The sequence below is a fragment of the Lysobacter sp. M15 genome, assembly GCF_022662515.1.
Lineage (GTDB): Bacteria > Pseudomonadota > Gammaproteobacteria > Xanthomonadales > Xanthomonadaceae > JAKPBU01.
Map to the genome: position 1 here is coordinate 52,357 of NZ_JAKPBV010000007.1, position 18,669 is coordinate 71,025.

The 18,669-nt window shown below is 67.1% G+C and carries 12 protein-coding genes; 9 read left to right on the forward strand and 3 right to left on the reverse strand.

The window, feature by feature from the left end:
- Nucleotides 1–25: 25 nt before the first annotated feature.
- Entirely contained in the window at nucleotides 26–1,546 is a 1,521-nt protein-coding gene (locus MC380_RS06520) for a tryptophan halogenase family protein (RefSeq protein WP_242163753.1), read from the reverse strand.
- Between MC380_RS06520 and MC380_RS06525 the strand changes: the two genes are divergently transcribed.
- The 5 genes from MC380_RS06525 (at nucleotide 1,545) to MC380_RS06545 (ending at nucleotide 11,243) form a co-directional block, all read left to right on the forward strand.
- Nucleotides 1,545–4,547 (forward strand): alpha-1,6-glucosidase domain-containing protein, encoded by a 3,003-nt coding sequence (locus MC380_RS06525; RefSeq protein ID WP_242163754.1) that lies wholly within the window; start codon nucleotides 1,545–1,547, stop codon nucleotides 4,545–4,547. The two genes, MC380_RS06520 and MC380_RS06525, sit on opposite strands and share 2 nt — an antisense overlap.
- 78 nt (nucleotides 4,548–4,625) lie before the next feature.
- A complete protein-coding gene (locus MC380_RS06530; RefSeq protein WP_242163756.1) occupies nucleotides 4,626–6,698 on the forward strand; it encodes a glycoside hydrolase family 97 protein in 2,073 nt (690 codons plus the stop codon).
- Between the two features lie 9 nt (nucleotides 6,699–6,707).
- Nucleotides 6,708–7,418 carry a DUF6445 family protein gene (locus MC380_RS06535; RefSeq protein ID WP_242163759.1) on the forward strand — a complete coding sequence of 237 codons (711 nt, stop codon included), beginning with the start codon at nucleotides 6,708–6,710 and terminating at the stop codon, nucleotides 7,416–7,418.
- Complete coding sequence (locus MC380_RS06540; protein WP_242102393.1) at nucleotides 7,415–8,368, forward strand: alpha/beta hydrolase-fold protein; 954 nt, start codon at nucleotides 7,415–7,417, stop codon at nucleotides 8,366–8,368. Before MC380_RS06535 ends, MC380_RS06540 begins: the two co-directional genes overlap by 4 nt.
- Nucleotides 8,369–8,555: 187 nt before the next feature.
- Nucleotides 8,556–11,243, forward strand: coding sequence for a TonB-dependent receptor (locus tag MC380_RS06545; protein WP_242163761.1), 2,688 nt, complete (start codon nucleotides 8,556–8,558; stop codon nucleotides 11,241–11,243).
- A gap of 73 nt (nucleotides 11,244–11,316) precedes the next feature.
- Here the strand turns inward: MC380_RS06545 and yihA are convergent, their stop codons facing one another.
- Complete coding sequence (gene yihA, locus MC380_RS06550; protein ID WP_242102391.1) at nucleotides 11,317–11,928, reverse strand: ribosome biogenesis GTP-binding protein YihA/YsxC; 612 nt, start codon at nucleotides 11,926–11,928, stop codon at nucleotides 11,317–11,319.
- A gap of 185 nt (nucleotides 11,929–12,113) precedes the next feature.
- On the opposite strand from yihA, the gene MC380_RS06555 reads away from it, so the two are divergent.
- The 4 genes from MC380_RS06555 to MC380_RS06570 all read left to right on the forward strand — a co-directional run bounded on the left by MC380_RS06555 (nucleotide 12,114) and on the right by MC380_RS06570 (nucleotide 15,415).
- On the forward strand, nucleotides 12,114–13,016 hold the full coding sequence (locus MC380_RS06555; protein ID WP_242102390.1) for a c-type cytochrome: 903 nt from the start codon (nucleotides 12,114–12,116) through the stop codon (nucleotides 13,014–13,016).
- A 140-nt stretch (nucleotides 13,017–13,156) separates the two neighbouring features.
- The gene (locus tag MC380_RS06560) at nucleotides 13,157–13,783 is read left to right on the forward strand and encodes a thiol:disulfide interchange protein DsbA/DsbL (RefSeq protein ID WP_242163763.1); all 627 of its coding nucleotides are present in this window, start codon (nucleotides 13,157–13,159) and stop codon (nucleotides 13,781–13,783) included.
- A 34-nt stretch (nucleotides 13,784–13,817) separates the two neighbouring features.
- Nucleotides 13,818–14,615 carry a thiol:disulfide interchange protein DsbA/DsbL gene (locus MC380_RS06565; protein ID WP_242102388.1) on the forward strand — a complete coding sequence of 266 codons (798 nt, stop codon included), beginning with the start codon at nucleotides 13,818–13,820 and terminating at the stop codon, nucleotides 14,613–14,615.
- A gap of 29 nt (nucleotides 14,616–14,644) precedes the next feature.
- A complete protein-coding gene (locus MC380_RS06570; protein WP_242102387.1) occupies nucleotides 14,645–15,415 on the forward strand; it encodes an endonuclease/exonuclease/phosphatase family protein in 771 nt (256 codons plus the stop codon).
- A 256-nt stretch (nucleotides 15,416–15,671) separates the two neighbouring features.
- On the opposite strand, the gene MC380_RS06575 is transcribed toward MC380_RS06570, so the two are convergent.
- The gene (locus MC380_RS06575) at nucleotides 15,672–18,629 is read right to left on the reverse strand and encodes a TonB-dependent receptor (RefSeq protein WP_242163764.1); all 2,958 of its coding nucleotides are present in this window, start codon (nucleotides 18,627–18,629) and stop codon (nucleotides 15,672–15,674) included.
- Nucleotides 18,630–18,669 lie beyond the last annotated feature (40 nt).

Genomic DNA, 18,669 nt, shown 5'->3' on the forward strand with positions numbered 1-18,669 from the left:
AAGGCCGCTCCCACAACGGCCCGGTTCAGGCCGCCATGGTCTCCGGCGAGATGGCGCAATGCCGCGCGATGAACGCATCGTGGCCGGGCATGACTTCCACGCATTTGCCGATCACGCTGCGCACGCCCTCCAGGAACTCGGCGATCTTCGCCTCCGGATACACGTCCACCAACGGGTGGTAGCCGGCCACCGGCACGCGCTGGCCGTGCATCACCTGCAACCAGCTGACCTCGGCGAACATCTCGTTGCCTTCGCGGAACACCCGGCCGTTGCTGCGGAACAGATCCATGCGCTGCTGCAGCGAATCGGGGATCTCCATCGTGCGGCAGTGATCCCAGAACGGCGAGTCGTCGCGCTCGGTCGCCTTGTAATGCATGATCAGGAAGTCGCGGATCCGGTCGATCTCGAAATTGGCATGGGCGTTGCACTCGTCGATGTCGGCCTGGTCGAACCCGGCATGCGGGAAGAACGCGGTCAGGCGCGCGATCGCGGACTGGATCATGTGGATGCTGGTGGACTCCAGCGGTTCCAGGAACCCGCTCGACAGGCCGATCGCATAAACATTGCGGTGCCAGGTCTTGTTGCGCTTGCCGCCGGTGAAACGCAGCACGCGCGGCTCGGCCAATGCTTCGCCTTCCAGATTCGCCAGCACGGTGGCGGCGGCTTCGTCCTCGCTGATGTAGTGGCTGCTGAAGACGTAGCCGTTGCCGGTGCGATGCTGCAGAGGGATGCGCCACTGCCAGCCGGCGCTGCGCGCTGTGCAGCGGGTGTACGGCGTGGTCGGCCCGGCATTGGCCGAAGGCACCGCCACCGCACGATCGCAGGGCAGCCAGTGCGACCAATCGGTGTAGCCGGTCTTGAGCGCCTGCTCGATCAGCAGGCCGCGGAAGCCGGAGCAATCGATGAACAGCTGCCCGGCGATGCGTTCGCCGCTGTCGAGCACGATCGCATCGACGAAGCCTGTTTCCCCGTCCAGCTGCACATCCACCACCTTGCCCTCGGTGCGGCGCACGCCGCGCGCCTCGCCGTAGCGGCGCAGGAACTGCGCGTACAGCCCGGCGTCGAAGTGATAGGCGTAGGCGATGTCGGCCAGCGGCGACTTCGGCCGGTCGGTCACCGCGCGCATGAACTTGTTGTGGCGGCAGGCGGCGGTGTTGATCGAATAGTCTTCCAGCGGCGCGGCCTTGCCGGCCTGGTGCATCTTCAGCCAGTAGTGGTAGAAGCTGACCACGCCCAGGTCCTGGCCGATCTTTCCGAAGCCATGGATGTAGTTGTCGCCGATCCGGCCCCAGTCGCGGAATTCAATGCCGAGCTTGAACGAGCCCCGGGTCTGGCGCACGAACTCGTTCTCGTCCAGGTCCAGCGCCTGGTTGTAGAGCTTGATCATCGGAATCGTGGCCTCGCCCACGCCGACGATGCCGATCTCGTCGGATTCGACCAAGCGGATGTTGTAGGTGCCGGCCATCACCTTGGACAGCGCCGCAGCGGTCATCCAGCCGGCGGTGCCGCCACCGACGATGACGATGTCCCGGATGCGCTCGATCATGACTGAAACCCGTTCCCGTGCAGGCGGCGAGTATGCGGCGCCGCGGTCCGCCCGTCATTCTGCGCTGCGGCTGGCCCGCTTCTGGGTGGTTGCATTCGTATGCAGCGCGCTGGGCAGCCCGTTCATTCGCGCCGAACAGGCGCCGGCTGCATCGCTGGAACGCTGGCGTCGGGCCGGCTGCGATGCGACGGAAGTCGCCAGCACGCCCCGGCCCATCGCGGACGGCGCGAGCGACGCACGCGGCTACTGGCTCGACGGCCGCCATCTGCGCTGGCCCGGCGCGGCGCCCGGGCGCTACCGCCTGTATGCCTCGGCCAACGGGCGCATGCGTGCGCAGACCGGGAGCGCGATCACGGGCGCGGACCACGGCTTCGACCTGGCGCCGGCCGGACCGCTGCCGCCCGCAGTGGCCGAACGCTTCGCCTTCACCGGCGCGGGCGTCGACCTGGTGCTGGCGGACGCCGACGCCGCGCGTCTGTCGGAACTGCTGCGCGGCCAGCTGCTGCTGGTGCGCGAAGACGCACAGGGCCGCGTGCTGGAGGCCACGCGACTGCAGCTGCCCGGCGCACTCGATGCGCTCTATGCAGCCGCCGAGGCGCAGCCCGACCTGGGTGTCACCGTGTCCGGACGCGCCACGCAATGGAAGCTGTGGGCGCCGACCGCACGCATGGTGACGCTGTGCCTGTACCGCGACGGCGTGTCGCCTGCGATTGCGGCCGAACCGATGCGGCGCGACGACGCCACCGGAACCTGGTCGCTGCGCCTGCCGCGCGACCCCGGATCAGGTCCGGGGCGGGCCCTGTCGGGCAGCTATTACACCTACCTGGTCGAAGTCCACGTGCCGGGCGCCGGGATGATCCGCAACCGCGTCACCGATCCGTATTCGGTCGGCCTGGCGGCCGATTCCACGCGCAGCTTCATCACCAGCCTGGATGCGGCTGCGACCAAACCGGCAGGCTGGGACGCCGCGCCGCGCCCCGATCCGCTGCCCGCGCCCACGGACATGGCGATCTACGAACTGCACGTGCGCGACTTCTCGCGCGACGATCCCAGCGTGCCCGGATCACATCGCGGCAAGTACCTGGCCTTCACCGACACCGATTCCCACGGCATGCGCCACCTGCGCGCGCTGCGCCAGGCCGGCATGACCGACGTGCATCTGCTGCCGGTATTCGATATCGCCAGCGTGCCCGAGCGCGATTGCGTCGCGCCGGCGATCCCCGATGCGGCGCCGGACAGCGAAGCCCAGCAGGCGGCGGTGATGCGGGTCGCAGCCGGCGACTGCTACAACTGGGGCTACGACCCGTTTCACTTCAATGCGCCCGAGGGTAGCTACGCCAGCGATCCGGGCGATGGCGCAGCGCGCATCCGCGAGTTCCGGGCGATGGTGCAGGCGCTGCACGCCGCCGGCCTGCGCGTGGGCATGGATGTGGTCTACAACCACACCAGCGCCTCGGGCCAGGATCCGAAGTCGGTGCTCGACCGCATCGTGCCCGGCTACTACCACCGGCTCGATGCGAAGGGCGCGGTCGAGCGTTCGACCTGCTGCGACAATACCGCGACCGAGCACCGGATGATGGGCAAGCTGATGCGCGACTCGGTCGCGCTGTGGGCGAGGCATTACCGAATCGACTCGTTCCGCTTCGACCTGATGGGGCACCAGCCGCGTGCCGAGATGGAACGCCTGCAGCGCGAGGTGGACGCCGCCGCCGGGCGCCATGTCGACCTGATCGGCGAGGGCTGGAACTTCGGCGAGATCGCCGACGGCAAACGCTTCGTCCAGGCCTCCCAGCTGTCGTTGAACGGCAGCGGCATCGGCACCTTCAGCGACCGCGCGCGCGATGCGATCCGCGGCGGCGGACCGGCGGATCATGGCGAGGCGCTGTTCGTGCCGGGCTACATCAATGGACTTGCGGAAGCGTCCTTCGCCTTCGGCGCTGCGCGTCCACGCCCCCTTCGACTTCGCGGGACTGCCGTCCCGCTACGCTCAGGGCAAACGGAATCAGGGAATCCGGTGACGGATCTGGTGGCGGACAAGGACTCCGTTAGTCCTGAGCGCAGCGCCGCAGGCGCGAAGTCGAAGGACGTTCTTCGCGCGAAACCGTCCAACGAACTGCTCCACGCCGCCGACCTGGTGCGCGTGGGCCTAGCCGGCAGCCTGCGCGACTACCGCATGACCGATGCGCGCGGCCGCGAAGTCGCGCTTGAGCAGGTCAACTACAAGGGCCAGGCCGCCGGCTACGTCAGCCAGCCGGGCGAGGTCGTCAACTACGTCGAGAACCACGACAACCAGACCCTGTTCGACATCAACGTCTGGAAGCTGCCGCGGGACACCTCGCGCAACGATCGCGCGCGCGTGCAGCTGCTCGCGCTGGCGCTGAACGCGTTCAGTCAGGGGATCGCCTATTTCCACGCCGGTGGCGAACTGCTGCGCTCGAAATCGCTGGACCGCAACAGTTTCGATTCCGGCGACTGGTTCAACCGCGTCGACTGGAGCGGGCGCGACAACTTCTACGGCAGCGGCCTGCCGCCGAAGCCGGACAACGGCGAAGACTGGCCGCTGATGCGGCCGCTGCTGGTGGACGCAAAGGTCAAGCCGACACCAGCCGACATCGCCTTTACCCGGGATGCCTTCAACGATCTGCTGCGCATCCGTGCCAGCTCCTCCCTGTTCCGGATGCGCACCGCGCAGGACATCCGCGAACGCCTGCGCTTTCCCAACAGCGGGCCCGAGCAGAACCCGTCTGTCATTGCCGGGCACCTGGACGGTGCGGGTTATCCGCAGGCTGCGTTTCGCGAGATCCTGTACCTGGTCAACGTATCCCTGGATGCGCAGACGCTGACCCTGCCGGAACATGCGTCAAAACGCTACGTCCTGCACCCGGTGCAGCACAGCCCGTCCGCAGCCGACGCGCGTGCGCTGCGCGAGGCGCAGTACGATCCGCAGACCGGCCGATTCCACGTCCCGGCCCGGACCGCGGTCGTCTACGTCCTGCGATGATCGCGATAGTTCCGATTTGATCGTCGCTGACAGCCTCGGACCACCCTTTTCATCGAACCGCAGCAGAGGAAGAACGCCATGACCGTGCCAGCCCAGACCAGGCAACGCAGGTTGCGCATACCGCTGGCCGCTGTCCTGGCGTTCGCCGGTGCCAGCCTGCCGGTGCACGCTGCCACGATCGCCACCGTGGCCTCTCCGGGCAAGGTACTCAACGTCGAGATCGACCTGTCCAAGGAAGGCCGCATCAGCTACCGGGTGCAGCGCAACGGCAAGCCAGTGATCACCGACTCGCTGCTGGGCCTGCGCCTGCGCGATGGTGCGCAGCTGTTCCCCTGGTTCCAGCTGCAGGGCCAGCAAACCTCGACGGTCGACGACACCTGGGAACAACCCTGGGGCGAGAGCAGGACCGTGCGCAACCATTACAACGAACTGCGCACGCAGTTCGCCGAAACCGGCCGCGACCAGCGGCGCATGGACATCGTGTTCCGGGTCTTCGACGACGGCGTGGGCTTCCGCTACGAGTTCCCGAAGCAGCCGAAACAGCAGGAGCTAGCGATCCAGGGCGAGTTCACCGAGTTCACCCTGGCCGATCCTGCATCGGCGAAGGCCTGGTGGATCCCGGCCGGCGAATGGAACCGCTACGAGCAGATCTACCGCACGACGCCGCTGGATAACGTCGGCATCGCGCACACGCCGATCACGATCAAACTCGGCGACGGCACCCATGTCGCCTTCCACGAGGCCGCGCTGGTCGATTATTCCGGCATGTGGCTGCAGCGCATCGACAGCGGCAAGTTCCGTGCGGTGTTGTCGCCCACCTCCACCGGCGCCGTGCTGAAGCAGGCGCCGTTCCACACGCCGTGGCGCACGATCCAGATCGCGGCCGACGCCGGCAAGCTGTACGAGTCGTCCAATCTGATCCTCAACCTCAACGAACCCAACAAGCTCGGCGACGTGAGCTGGTTCAAGCCGGCCAAGTATGTCGGCGTGTGGTGGGGCATGCATCTGGATACGCAGAGCTGGGGCGTCGGCCCCAAGCACGGCGCGACGACCGAATACACGACGCGCATGATCGACTTCGCCGCAGAGCACGGCTTCCGCGGCGTGCTGGTGGAAGGCTGGAACACGGGCTGGGACAAGGACTGGTTCGCGAACGGCTGGGTGTTCGACTTCCTCAAGCCCACACCCGATTTCGACCTGGAAAAGCTCGCCGCCTACGCCAGGTCCAAGGGCGTGCACCTGATCGGCCACCACGAGACCGCCTGCGCGGTGAGTCATTACGAGCGGCAGATGAAGGACGCCTTCGCCCTGTACGAGCGGCTGGGCATCGACGTGATCAAGACCGGCTATGTCTGCGACGCCGGCCAGATCGAGCGCCAGGAGAAGAAGAACGGCCCGGTCATCCGCGAATGGCACGACAGCCAGTGGAATTCCAACCACCACCTGCGTGTCGTCACCGAAGCGGCCAAACGCCACATCGCGATCAACGCCCACGAGCCGATCAAGGACACCGGCCTGCGCCGCACCTATCCCAACTGGATCTCGCGCGAGGGCGCGCGCGGCATGGAGTACAACGCCTGGGGCGAACCGCCGAATCCACCCGAGCACGAGGCGATGCTGGTCTTCACCCGCATGCTGTCGGGCCCGATGGACTTCACCCCCGGCGTGCTCAGCCTGGTGGGCAAGAACGGCATGCCGATCCAGACCACCATCGCCAAGCAGCTGGCGCTGTACGTGGTGCTGTACAGCCCGGTGCAGATGGCGGCCGACCTGCCGGAAAACTACGAGAAGCACATGGATGCGTTCCAGTTCATCAAGGACGTACCTGCCGACTGGGAAATCACGCGCGTGCCCAATGGCGAGGTCGGCGACTACGCCACCATCGTGCGCAAGGACCGCAACAGCGCCGACTGGTACCTGGGCAGCGTGACCGACGAGAACCCGCGCACGCTCAAGGTCAGGCTCGACTTTCTGGAACCAGGCAGGGCTTACGAGGCGCAGATCTATCGCGATGCGAAGGACAGCAGCTACCAGGGCGAGAAGCGCTTCAGGTTCGAAAAGGAGACACGCCAGGTCACCGCCAAGGACACGCTGACCCTGCGCCTGGCGCCGGGCGGCGGACAGGCGATCCGCTTCGTGGCACCGCGTTAGGCACCGTACGTGTTCAAGCCCAACCCCAAAATCCAGGCCATCCCGATCACGCCGCGGCACGCCTGCTACGTGATTGACGACGCCTTGCTGGAGCCGGAACGTTGGGTCGAGTACGCGGTCGCGCATCGCGACCAGTTCCGGGACTTCCCGGATAATGCCTTCCCCGGGCCGGAGTTGCGCTTCCCGCAGCCGCTACTCGAGGCGTTCGCGCGCTACTTCAACACGCATGTGCGCACTGCCCTGGGCGGCCGCCGCACTCTGGACAGCCGGGCGCGGCTGTCGCTCACCACGCGCAAGCCAGATCAACTGCATCCGCTGCAATGGATGTGCCACGTCGACAACGCCCGACTCGAGCCGGGCCAATGCATCCTGGCGAGCGTGCTGTACTTGTTCCGGCAACCGGACCTCGGTGGGACCGGGTTCTACGTGCCCAGCCGTCCGTTGGCCGAGATCGCTGCGATGAAGCAGGCTGCCAGCACTCTGCCGCCAGTGCGATTCGCGGCCGAGTACGGCATCGCTCCCGGTTACATGACCGCTTCCAACGACTGGTTCCGCAAGGTGCTCAGCATCCCGGCCCGCTGGAACCGACTGATCTTCTACTCCGGCACGATCCTGCACACCGGCGAGATCGCACGCCCGGACCTGCTCGACGACGATCCGAGTCGCGGCCGGCTGACCATCAACGGCTTCTTCACTTGCACTCGCCGGCTCGACACATGAAACCATCACATCGGTTTGCCTGCGCTTTGCTGCTGGCATGCCTCGGCGGCTGCCAGAGCACTCCGGCACCATCCGGGCCGACCCCAGCCGCCGCCACCCCGCCACCATCGCCGCAGCCGCCACCCGCAGGCGTCACCGGCGACTTGCGTACGCTGCCGGCGCTGGCGTCGCGACACGTCGCGGCGCGCCAGGTCGACGTCTGGCTGCCACCCGGCTACGACTCCGACGCCCGCCGGCGTTATCCGGTGCTGTACGTGCACGACGGGCAGAACCTGTTCGACCCGAAGCACACCTATGCCGGGGTCGACTGGGGCGTGGACGAGGCCATGACCCGGCTGATCGCAGCGGGAAAAGTGCGGCCGGCGATCGTGGTCGGCATCTGGAACTCCCCCAAACGCTTCGCCGAATACATGCCGCAGAAAGCGGTGAACGGCGAATCGGTCGCCACCGGCGTCGATGCGTATCCGCCAGTTCCTGCTCGCGACATGCTGGGCGACGCCTACCTGCGTTACCTGGTGGAAGAACTGAAGCCGGCGATCGATCGCGACTTCCGCACCCTGCCTGGCCGCGACGACACCTTCGTGATGGGCTCGAGCATGGGCGGGATGATCTCGCTCTACGCGATCGCCGAGCATCCACAGGTGTTCGGCGGCGCCGGCGCCCTCTCGACCCATTGGCTGGCGGGCGATGGTGCAATGGTCGACTGGTTCGGCGCGCACCTGCCCAACCCGCGTACCCACCGGCTGTACTTCGACCATGGCACGGTCACGCTGGATGCAAACTACGCGCCCTACCAGCAGCGCATGGATGCGGCGTTGCGACAAGGCGGCTATCGGGAAGGCAGCCACTGGATCAGCCGCGTCTACCCGGGCGCCGAGCATCATGAGCGGGCGTGGCGCGCGCGGGTCGATATCCCGCTGATCTTCCTGCTGGGAGTGCGCGCCCGCTGATTGCTGCGTTGCAGCAGTGCATGTTCAAGTTGCGCGAGCTGCGGCCTGAACATTGAATACGTATGCAGGCAGCGGTGCACGGCGGTGCCCGCGACTACCATGGCCACAACGTTACGGTTCCGTGAATTCCTAGCGTGCGCGTTCGCATGCGGTCACGGTGCCAGGGGCCCTGGGAGGGGAAACAACGATGCAACTCAAGCGCAACCTGCTGTCCGTGGCTTTGGCCTCGGCAACGCTGATGCTGGCCGCCAACGCGCAGGCGCAGGACACGTCGACCGACCAGGCCACGACTGCCACGACCGCCGACCAGGAGGCCACCGAACTCGACGCGGTCGTGGTCACCGGTATTCGCCGCGGCATCGAAAACGCGATCGACACCAAGCAGTCGTCTGACTCGATCGTCGAGGCGATCTCGGCCGAAGACATCGGCAAGCTGCCGGACGTGAGCATCGCCGAATCGATCGCACGCCTGCCGGGCCTCACGGCCCAGCGCGTGGCGGGTCGCTCGTCGACGATCAACATCCGCGGCCTGTCGGAGAATTTCGGCACCGCCCTGCTCAACGGCCGTGAGCAGGTCAGCGTGAGCTACAACCGCGGCGTCGAATTCGATCAGTACCCATCGGAGCTGATGAGCGCGGTGGTCGTCTACAAGACGCCGGACGCGTCGCTCATCGGCCAGGGGCTGTCAGGCACGGTGGACCTGCAGACGGTGCGACCGCTGTCGTTCAACGAGCGGGTCATGGCGTTCAACGTGCGCGGCGAGCAGAATTCGCTCGGCAAGCTCAACCCCGAGAGCGACGACACGGGCTATCGCGTCAGCGGCTCATATATCGACCAGTTCCTCGACGGCCGTCTCGGCGTGGCGATCGGCTATGCGCGTCTGGATTCGCCCGGACAGGCCAATCGCTGGGAATCCTGGGGCTACCCGACCACCGCGGACGGCGATCGCATCCTCGGCGGCTTCAAATCGCAGGTCTCGTCGGTCGACAACGTGCGCGACGGCCTGATGGCCACCGTCGAGTTCAAGCCGAACGACTTCTACCACGGCATCCTCGACCTGTATTACTCGACCTTTGAAAAGGAAGAGACCCTGCGCTTCATGGAGACTGGCCTCGCCTGGTCCAGCGCCACCCTGAGCAATGCCGTGGTGGAAAACGGCGCAGTGGTCTCGGGCACCTTCACCGGCGTGCGCCCCGTGCTGCGCAACGACCGCAACACCCAGGACGACACCATCTTCGCCGCCGGCTGGCGCAACGAGTTCGAGTTCAACGAAAACTGGTCGGCGGTGGCCGACGTGAGCTTTTCCAAGGCCGAGCGCGAAGAGACGATTCTGGAGACGTATTCCGGCCTGGGACATGCCAGCAACCCCGACGCCTTCGATACGGTCGATTTCGTGATCGGCGGCAGCGGCCTGCCGCAGTTCAGCTATGGCGAGGACTACGGCGACCCGGCCAACATCGTGCTGACCGATCCGGGCGGCTGGGGCCAGGACGGCTTCCTCAAGGTGCCGCGAGTGGAGGACAAGCTGTCCTCGCTGCGCCTGTCGGCCGAGCGCAGCTTCGAAACCGGCATCTTCAGCAGCTTCGAGTTCGGCGTGAACTTCGCCGACCGCGAGAAGACCCGCGAGAGCGGCCTGGAAGCCTTCCTGCGCCTGCGCGACGGCGATGAAGTCGCGATCCCGTCCGGTGCGCTGCTCGACCCGGCCGATCTGGGCTTCACCGGCATCCCCGGCAGCATCGGTTACGACCTCGACCAGATCATGGGGCTGTACGACGTCGACCAGCTGATCCACCAGGACGTGACCAACAAGAACTGGACCGTCGAGGAAAAACTCACCACCGGCTACGTGCAGTGGAACATCAACGCCGACTGGGGTTCGATCCCGCTGCGCGGCAATGTCGGCTTCCAGATGGTGCGTGCGGATCAATCCTCGAGCGGCTACCAGGTGCCGTTCTCCGAAGCGGACAACCCGATCCCGCTTAGCGGCGGGGCTAAGTACACCGATTTCCTGCCGAGCCTGAACCTGGCCTTCAGTCTGCCGCACGACCAGACCCTGCGCGTGGGTCTTGGCGAGCAGATGGCGCGGCCGCGCATGGACCAGATGCGCGCCAACAACAACATCAGTATCAATAACGATCGGGGAATCTGGACCGCTAGCGGCGGCAACCCCGAGCTCGAGCCCTGGCGCGCAACCGCCTTCGACCTCTCTTACGAGAAATACTTCGGCGGCCGCGGCTACTTCTCGCTGGCTGGCTTCCACAAGGATCTGCACACCTGGATCCGCGAAACCACGGTGCCCTACGATTTCGGCAACCCTGATTGCGGCACGCGTCCGATCTGCCCGATCTCCTCGGTGGGCGAGTTCACCCGGCCGGAGAACGTCAACGGCGGCATCCTGTACGGCTTCGAGGCTGCGGTATCGGTGCCGTTCGACCTGCTATGGGCGCCGCTGGAGGGCTTCGGCATCCAGGCCAGCTATTCGACCACCCACAGCAGCGTGAAGCCGGATCCGGAAGGGCCCGCGATCGACCTGCCCGGCCTGTCGAAGGAAGTCTCCAACGTCACCCTGTACTACGAGCGCTACGGCTTCTCGACCCGCGTCAGCCGCCGCCATCGTTCGCCGTTCCTGGGTGAAGTCACCGGCTTCGGCAACGACCGCCAGGATCGCTATATCAACCACGAGGACATCGTCGATTTCCAGATCGGCTATGCCTTCCCGGAGGGCAGCACACTCAACGGGCTGTCGCTTCTGTTCCAGATCAACAACGTGACCAACGAGCCCTACCGCGAATACTTCCCGGACTTCGTCAGTTTGCCGCGGATGTTCAACGAGTACGGACGCACGGCGCTGCTGGGCGTCACCTACAAGTTCTGATCGCCGGCATCTGCAACGCATGCAAGGACCCCGCCCAGTGCGGGGTTCTTGCTTTTCCGGGATGGCAGGGCGGCTAAAGCTCCAGCCAGCCCGCGACCACTTTCCGCGCCTCTTCCACGCCCTGCTTCGATTCGGCCGAGAACGCCTGCACCCCGACGCTATCGCCCCAGCGCGCCTGCAGCTCCTTGCGCACTGCCAGCACTGCGTTGCCAGCGGCGCCGCGGCTGAGCTTGTCGGCCTTGGTCAGCAGCGCGTGCGCCGGCAGGCCGCGCTGCATGGCGTAGCCGAGCATCTGCAGGTCGTATTCCTTGAGCGGGTGGCGGATGTCCATCACCACCACCAGCCCGCGCAGCCCGATGCGGCTGCCGAACCAGGCGTCCAGGAACGCCTGCCAATGCGCCTGCAGGTCCTGCGGCACCTTGGCGTAGCCATAGCCGGGCAGGTCGACCAGGTAGCGGCCCTCGTGCGGCGGCAGGCTGAAGTACACCAGCTGCTGGGTGCGGCCGGGCGTCTTGGACACCCGCGCCAGCGCGTTTCGCCCGCACAGCGCGTTGAGCGCGCTGGACTTGCCCGCGTTCGAGCGGCCGGCAAAGGCCACCTCCAGACCCTCGTCGGGCGGCAGCTGGCGGGCGTTGTGGGCGGCTAGCAGATAGTCGGCTCGGGCGAAGGGATTGGGCTGGCTCATCGGCCTAGCTTCGCATGGCAGCGGCTGGAGGCCGGATGGAATTCCTCTGGAAGCCGCCGGCGCCCCCATCCGCGTACGTTTTTCCTCCCGGCGCGTTCCGGTTTGACGCCGCTTGCGGCGGCCAACGATAATTTCCAGTCGTTGTGCGTGCCGTCGGCGCGCCGCCCAGGGATCACGGAGCCTCCATGCGCCACGCTCGCGCTTTCGCCATCGCCGGCCTGGCCATCGTCGCCGTCGCCGCGGTCGCCTTTGCCCAGACCACGGTTACCCCCTTGCCCGACAACGGGCCGGTGGAAACCGCGCCGCTGGACGCATCGGCGGTGGCCGAGCTGGCCAAGACCCGCTGGGGCGATCCCAAGAAAGGCGCGGCCCTGGCCGGTGCCTGCGCGGCCTGCCACGGCCTGGACGGCAACTCCGCTGCCGCACCCAACCTGTATCCCCGCATCGCCGGCCAGAGCGAGCGCTACATCGCGCGCCAGCTAGCGTTGTTCAAAGGGGGCGTGCGCACTGGCGGCAGCGCGGCGCTGATGATCCCCTTCGCCCAGCCGTTGAGCGCGCAGGACATGCGCGACCTGGGTGCCCATTACGCCACCCAGAAGGCGGGCGCCGGCATCGCCGACGACACCGCGATCGCGGAGGGGCCCTATGCCGGGATGAAGTTCTACGAAGTCGGGCAGAAGCTCTATCGCAGCGGCGATGCGGCCCGCGGCATTCCCGCCTGCATGGCCTGCCACGGCCCTGCCGGTGCCGGCAATCCTGGCCCGGCCTACCCGCACGTGGGTGGCCAGCAGGCCTGGTACGTCGCACGTCGGCTCGAGGAATACCGCGCGGGCACCACCAACGAACGCGACCCGGCCCTGTTCGACACGATGGCCGCAGTGGCCAAGTCGCTCACCGACGAGGAAATCCAGTCGCTCGGCAGCTTCCTGCAAGGCCTGCATGCGCGCAGCGATGAAGCGCCCGAAGGCACGGTTGTCGCAGCGGCGCCCGCCCCTGCCGCTCCCGCTGCCCCGACCCCGGCCGCGGCACCGACGACTCCGGAACCGGCCGAAGACGAAGCCCCGACGGCTCCCGAGACCGCGCAATAGGGCAGTTGTTCCGCCGCGAAGGAACTCGCGCCGCTGCGCGCGGTCCCATCCCGAACAGCTCCCTTGCAGAATTTCCGCCGGCCAGCCCGCTGTGCCGGCATTCTTTTGCCCGCGGTCTCACATCTCGAGCAACGCCGACCATGAAACGCCTAGCCGTGCTGTTCGCCCTGGTGATCGCCCTGCTGCCCGTCCTCGCCTGGCCGGCACCCGCGGTGGAAGGCCGCGATTACGCCCTGATCGAGGACGGCACCCCATATCAGCCGCTGGCCGGCAGCATTGAGGTCGCCGAGGTTTTCGCCTACTGGTGCGACCACTGCGCCCGGTTCCAGCCCATGGTCGAGGCCTGGCAGCGCAAGTTGCCCAAGGACGTGCGCCTGAGCTACGTGCCCCTGCCCTCCGGGCGCGACGACGCGTTCGCGCGCGGCTTCTTCGCGACCCAGGCTGCAGGTGCCCTGGCGAAAGTCCATGCGCCGCTGTTCGTGGCGGTGCATGACGAGCAGTTGGTGCCGCGCAACCCCAGCATCGACGAACTCAGCGCCTGGTACGGCCAGCGCGGCCTGGATGCCGCCAAGTTGCGCGCCACCATGGCCAGCCCGGCGCTGGCCGACCGCCTGGCCGAGGCGCACCAGTTCGCCGTGCGCAGCGGCGTGGAGGGCACGCCCACCCTCATCGTCAACGGGCGCTACCGGATCCTGGGCCGTTCGCTCGAAGAACTGCTGCGCAATGCCGATGCGGTGATCGCGCAGCTGCGTACACCCGCCCGCTGATAACCTAGCGGCAACGTTTGCAGGAGCACTACGCATGACCCGTCGATCGTTCGCAATGCTTTCGTTCGCCCTGCTGCTCGCCGTTGGCCTGGCCGCATGCAAGCCGAAGGCGCCCGAAACCGCCGATCCGGCCGCCGCCCCTGCCGCTGCCGACCAGACCGCTGCGCCGGCCCAGGCCAGCGCCGCCGATGCCGAACAGGCCCGGGCCGCGGACGCCGAGATTTCGCAGCTCCTGTCCGAAGCCGGTCCGCCGCCGGTGGAAGGCACCGACTACGTGGTGATTCCCAACGGCCAGCCGTTCGAGCCGATCGCCGGCAAGATCGAAGTGGTCGAGGTGTTCAACCATGTCTGCCCGGCCTGCGCCGGGTTCCAGCCGTTGATTTCCGCGTGGAAAGCCAAGCTGCCGGCGGACGTGAACTTCGTCTACGTGCCGGCCCAGTTCGGCGGGCCATTCGATACCTATGCGCGCGCGTTCTACGCCGCGCAGGCGTTGGGGCTGCAGGACAAGACCCACGACCCGCTGTACCGCGCGATCCACATCGACCGCAGCCTCAAGGGCGAGCGCGGCCAGGACACGCCGCAGGACATCGGCCGGTTCTACCAGGCCTACGGCGCCGACCCGACGCAGTTCGCCGAGACCATGGGCAGCTTCGCGGTCGAAGGCAAGCTCGCCAAGGCCAAGCAGTTTGCGCAGCGCAGCGGCGTCGAGGGCACGCCCACGCTGATCGTGGCCGGCAAATACCGCGTGACCGGCGGCACCACCCGCACCGACCAGGTCCGTATCGCCAACCAGCTGATCGCAATGGAACGCTCGGCGGCCAGCGGGAACTGACGCATCAGGCCACGCCGGGCCCCACCCGCATGCCGCCCAGCACGCGCCGCCTCAAGCTGCTCAGCGCCAATATCCAGGCCGGCTCAAGCACCCGCCGCTACAGCGACTACGTGACCCGCAGCTGGTCGCATGCGCTGCCGGCGGGGCGCAAGCGCGGCGCGCTCGACGCGATCGCCGAGGTGGCGGCCGAACACGACATCGTCGGCCTCAACGAGAGCGACCCGGGCAGCCTGCGCTCGGGCTTCACCAACCAGACCCATTACCTGGCCGAGCGTGGCGGCTTCGGCTATTGGAGCCACCAGCCCAATCGCAGCGTCGGCGGCGTCGCCTCCAGCGCCAACGGACTGCTGAGCAAGCTCGAACCGGTGGACGTCACCGACCATCCCCTGCCCGGCCGGATCGCCGGGCGCGGCCTGCTGCTGGCGCAGTTCGGCGAAGGCGATGCGGGACTGGTCGTCGCGGTGGCGCATCTGTCGCTGGGCGCGCAGTCGCGGCGCTCGCAGCTGGATTTCATCGCCGACGTGCTGGACCAGCACGAGCACGCCGTGCTCATGGGCGACTTCAACTGCCCGCCGGATTCGGCGGAGATGCTGCAGCTGTACAGGCGCACGCGCCTGCAGCCGCCCGAATGCGTGGTGGCCACCTTCCCCAGCTGGCGTCCGCAGCGCGCCATCGACCACATCCTGGTCACCCCGGGCCTGGGCGGCTGTACCGGGCATCGCGCGCTGGCCGCGGCCGCGTCGGATCACCTCGCGCTGTCGATCGAACTCGACGTGCCGGAAGCGGCGCTGCAGGCCTGACCACCCTGCCGTAGGAGCGACGTCAGTCGCGCGCCTTTTCCGTGGGAACGATCGAAGTCGCGGCTTTCGCTCGGCGTGAATCGATACCGTCGCGACTTCAATCGCTGCCAAGCGCTTCAGGTAAACGCCGGTCGCCCGAAGGCAGGCTCGTGACCGACGTCGCTCCTACAAAGCCGGATCCGCTCCGCGACGGTCGCAATGAAGCGGGCGGCGATTCGCATCGCCGCCCGCTGGATTCACGCCATGCCGTGGTCGATCAGAACCGCAGATCGGCGCGCAGGTACCAGAAGCGACCGCCCGGAATGTCGTACGTGGACGCGTCGTAGCCGTTGAGCGAGCACGACAGGCAGATCGGCGGATCCTGGTCGAACAGGTTGTTGACGCCCGCCGTCAGCTGCAGCCCCTGCAGCAGGTCGAACTTGTAACCGAGCTGCACGTCGACATAGGTGGTGTCCGGCAGATCGTTGGTGCCGGTGTCCGGTGAGCTGCACACCGCAAAATCCACCGCATCGCCGCAATTCTCGGTCAGGTCGGAGATGTGGCGCACCGTCCACGCTCCGCTCCAGGCGTCGCGCTTCCAGTCCAGGGTCGCGGTCGACGTCCATTCCGGGATGGCGCTGTCGTTGACTTCGATGCCCGGTGCGCGCGGCTGCACCTGCCCGGCCGCGCCGATGGCCTCGTACTCGCTGACGAAGGTGTTCTGCCAGGTCAGCTTGAACTGTCCCAGATCGCTCGTGGGCAGGGTCCAGAACAGATCGGCATCCCAGCCGCTGGTCCGGATCGAACCCAGGTTGGTGAGCCGGTTGGCGAAACCATTGATGCTGCCCACCGAGGAACGGGTGATGCCATCGCAGTAGATCGGATCGAGGGTTTCCACGCACAGGTTGAGCTGGGTCTGCGCGTCGATGGCCTGGATCGCGCCTTCGATGTCGTGGCGGTAGTAGGTCACCTCGAAATCGAGGCGCTCGGACCAGCTCGCGTCGGTCGCCCAGCCCGGGCTGTACACCATGCCCGCGGTGAAGCTGTTGGCGCGCTCCGGATCCAGCTCCTCGTTGCCGCCGGTAGTGACCGAGATCTGCGCGTTGGACTGTTGCGCACCGCCCGGCACACCCAGCGCCGCGCAGTTGGCGGCATTGCCGGTGGGCGGCGAGCCATCCAGCCCGATCAGGCAGGGGTCGTCGATCTGCAGGTCGGCGCGGCTGGCCGAGCCGAACAGCTCGCCGATGGACGGGGCACGGAAGCCCTTGGCGAACGTGGTGCGCAGCAGGAACTCGTCGGTCAGCTGCCAGCGCAGGCCGTACTTGGGCGTGAACTCGCTGCCGAAGGTGGAATAGCGCGAGTAGCGTCCGGCCAGGCTCAGGTCGAGGCTCTTGCCCCAGGCCGAATCGCTCAGCAGCGGAATGTTGAGTTCGAGATAGGCCTCGTTGACGTCGTATTCGCCCTCGGTCGGCAGCGAAGGCACGCCGTTGTAGAAGCCGGCCACGGTGATCGGATCGGGCTGGTACCAGCCTTCGTACTTGCGGTACTCGTAACCGGTGGCGAACGAGATCGGACCGGCCCAGCCCTCGAACAGGTCAGAAGAGATGTTGGCCGAGACCAGCGAGAGCTTCTGCTCGCTCTCGTCGCGTACCACCGGCTGGATCCACGCGAGCATCGCCGGGGTCAGCGTGCCGGGACCGCCGAAGATATTGACGTCCACGCATCCGGGCGTGGTCGCGCAGGTGGAACCGTCGGCGAGCGTATCGCCCAGGCCGAGCGCGAGGTTGCGGATGTTGTAGCTGCCATAGTTGGTCTGCTCGGCCTTGTTGCGGCTGTAGGCCAGGTTCACGTCCCACGACCAGAGCCGGTCGGCGGCGTCGAAGCTGCCCACCAGTCCGGTCGACAGGTACTGGGTGTTGACTTCCTGCTCGAAAATGCGCGGTCCGCCTTCGACCGGCCGGCGCCCGATCAGCACCAGGTTGGCGTCGGGGCCGCGCGAGTTCAGGTCGATGCCGAACGGATTGAACGGATGGCTCGCGGGAATGTTGATGTTGTCGGCCAGCGGATTGCCGGTGCCGGCGTCGGGACCGAGGAAGATCGGTTCGGGCGCGGCCTGGTTGACCGATTCGCGCCGGTTGGCCAACGCCTTCACGTACCACTGCAGCCCGTCGTTGATGTCGAAACGGAACTGGCCGAACACACCGGTGCGCTTGGAGGGCGTCACCAGCAGGTTGTACTGGGCGAAGTTGAAGCGGTTGGCGGTGCCGAAACCGATGAAATCGTCCGGATAGACCGGGATCGGGCTGAAGCTGCTGCCGTTGGGCGTGGTGATGTTGCAGAACGCGACCGGAGCCGTGGCCGGATCGTCGTCCAGATCGGTCAGCGGGCATGCGCTGCTGGGCGTGCCCGGGAAAAAGATGAAACGGCCGTTCGGCGTGCCGGAGCTGGCGAAGGTCAGGCCGGTGCCGGGAATCGGGAAGCTGGACTGCTCGCGATCCTTGGAATACACCACGTCCTGGTCGACGTAGCTCACGCCCACGAACAGGCTGCTGCGGTCGGTGGTGTGGCCCCAGGCGAAATCGACCCCGCTGGTGGCGCCATCGCCTTCGCCGTACTGGCCGTAGTTGAGCGTGACCTGGCCACCCTCGAAATTGCGGCGGGTGATGATGTTGACCACACCGGCGATCGCATCGGATCCGTACAGCGACGAGGCGCCGTCCTCGAGCACCTCGATCCGCTCCACGATCGCCAGCGGAATGGTGTTGAGGTCGGTCGCCGCGCCCACGCCGGAGGCGGAGGACTCGTTGACCCAGCGCACACCGTCGACCAGCACCAGCACACGCTTGGGACCCAGGTGACGCAGGTCGACCTGGGCCGAACCCGCGCCCACGCCGTCGCCGTTGGGCGAAAAGCCGAAGTTGCCGGACGAGTTGAACCTGGTATTGAGCGCAGAGCCCGAACCGGTGAGTTCCTGGACGATGTCGCCGATCGAGGTCTGGCCCGAGCGGTCGATGTCCTCGCGGGTCAGCACCTGCACCGGTACCTGGCCCTCGACCTCGGCCCTGCGGATGCGGGTGCCGGTGACTACCACCGTGTCGAGGGTGCGGGCCTCCTCGGCAGTCTCGGGCGCAGCCGGAGCAGGCGTTGGTTCCTGCGCGGCGGCCAGCGCCGGCAGGGTCAGGAGCAGCGAAATCTGGACAGCGGTGGCCAGCCGATGGCGGCGTGGGGTGGACATGGGTTCTCTCCCGGACCTGTGGATGAACATGCGTCCGCGT

Excerpts from the sequence above, each read along its gene's own strand:
- MC380_RS06525 (WP_242163754.1), top strand. The coding sequence starts at position 1,545 with ATGACTGAAACCCGTTCCCGTGCAGGCGGCGAGTATGCGGCGCCGCGG.
- MC380_RS06520 (WP_242163753.1), bottom strand. The coding sequence starts at position 1,546 with ATGATCGAGCGCATCCGGGACATCGTCATCGTCGGTGGCGGCACCGCC.
- MC380_RS06530 (WP_242163756.1), top strand. The coding sequence starts at position 4,626 with ATGACCGTGCCAGCCCAGACCAGGCAACGCAGGTTGCGCATACCGCTG.
- MC380_RS06540 (WP_242102393.1), top strand. The coding sequence starts at position 7,415 with ATGAAACCATCACATCGGTTTGCCTGCGCTTTGCTGCTGGCATGCCTC.
- MC380_RS06545 (WP_242163761.1), top strand. The coding sequence starts at position 8,556 with ATGCAACTCAAGCGCAACCTGCTGTCCGTGGCTTTGGCCTCGGCAACG.
- yihA (WP_242102391.1), bottom strand. The coding sequence starts at position 11,928 with ATGAGCCAGCCCAATCCCTTCGCCCGAGCCGACTATCTGCTAGCCGCC.
- MC380_RS06555 (WP_242102390.1), top strand. The coding sequence starts at position 12,114 with ATGCGCCACGCTCGCGCTTTCGCCATCGCCGGCCTGGCCATCGTCGCC.
- MC380_RS06560 (WP_242163763.1), top strand. The coding sequence starts at position 13,157 with ATGAAACGCCTAGCCGTGCTGTTCGCCCTGGTGATCGCCCTGCTGCCC.
- MC380_RS06565 (WP_242102388.1), top strand. The coding sequence starts at position 13,818 with ATGACCCGTCGATCGTTCGCAATGCTTTCGTTCGCCCTGCTGCTCGCC.
- MC380_RS06570 (WP_242102387.1), top strand. The coding sequence starts at position 14,645 with ATGCCGCCCAGCACGCGCCGCCTCAAGCTGCTCAGCGCCAATATCCAG.
- MC380_RS06575 (WP_242163764.1), bottom strand. The coding sequence starts at position 18,629 with ATGTCCACCCCACGCCGCCATCGGCTGGCCACCGCTGTCCAGATTTCG.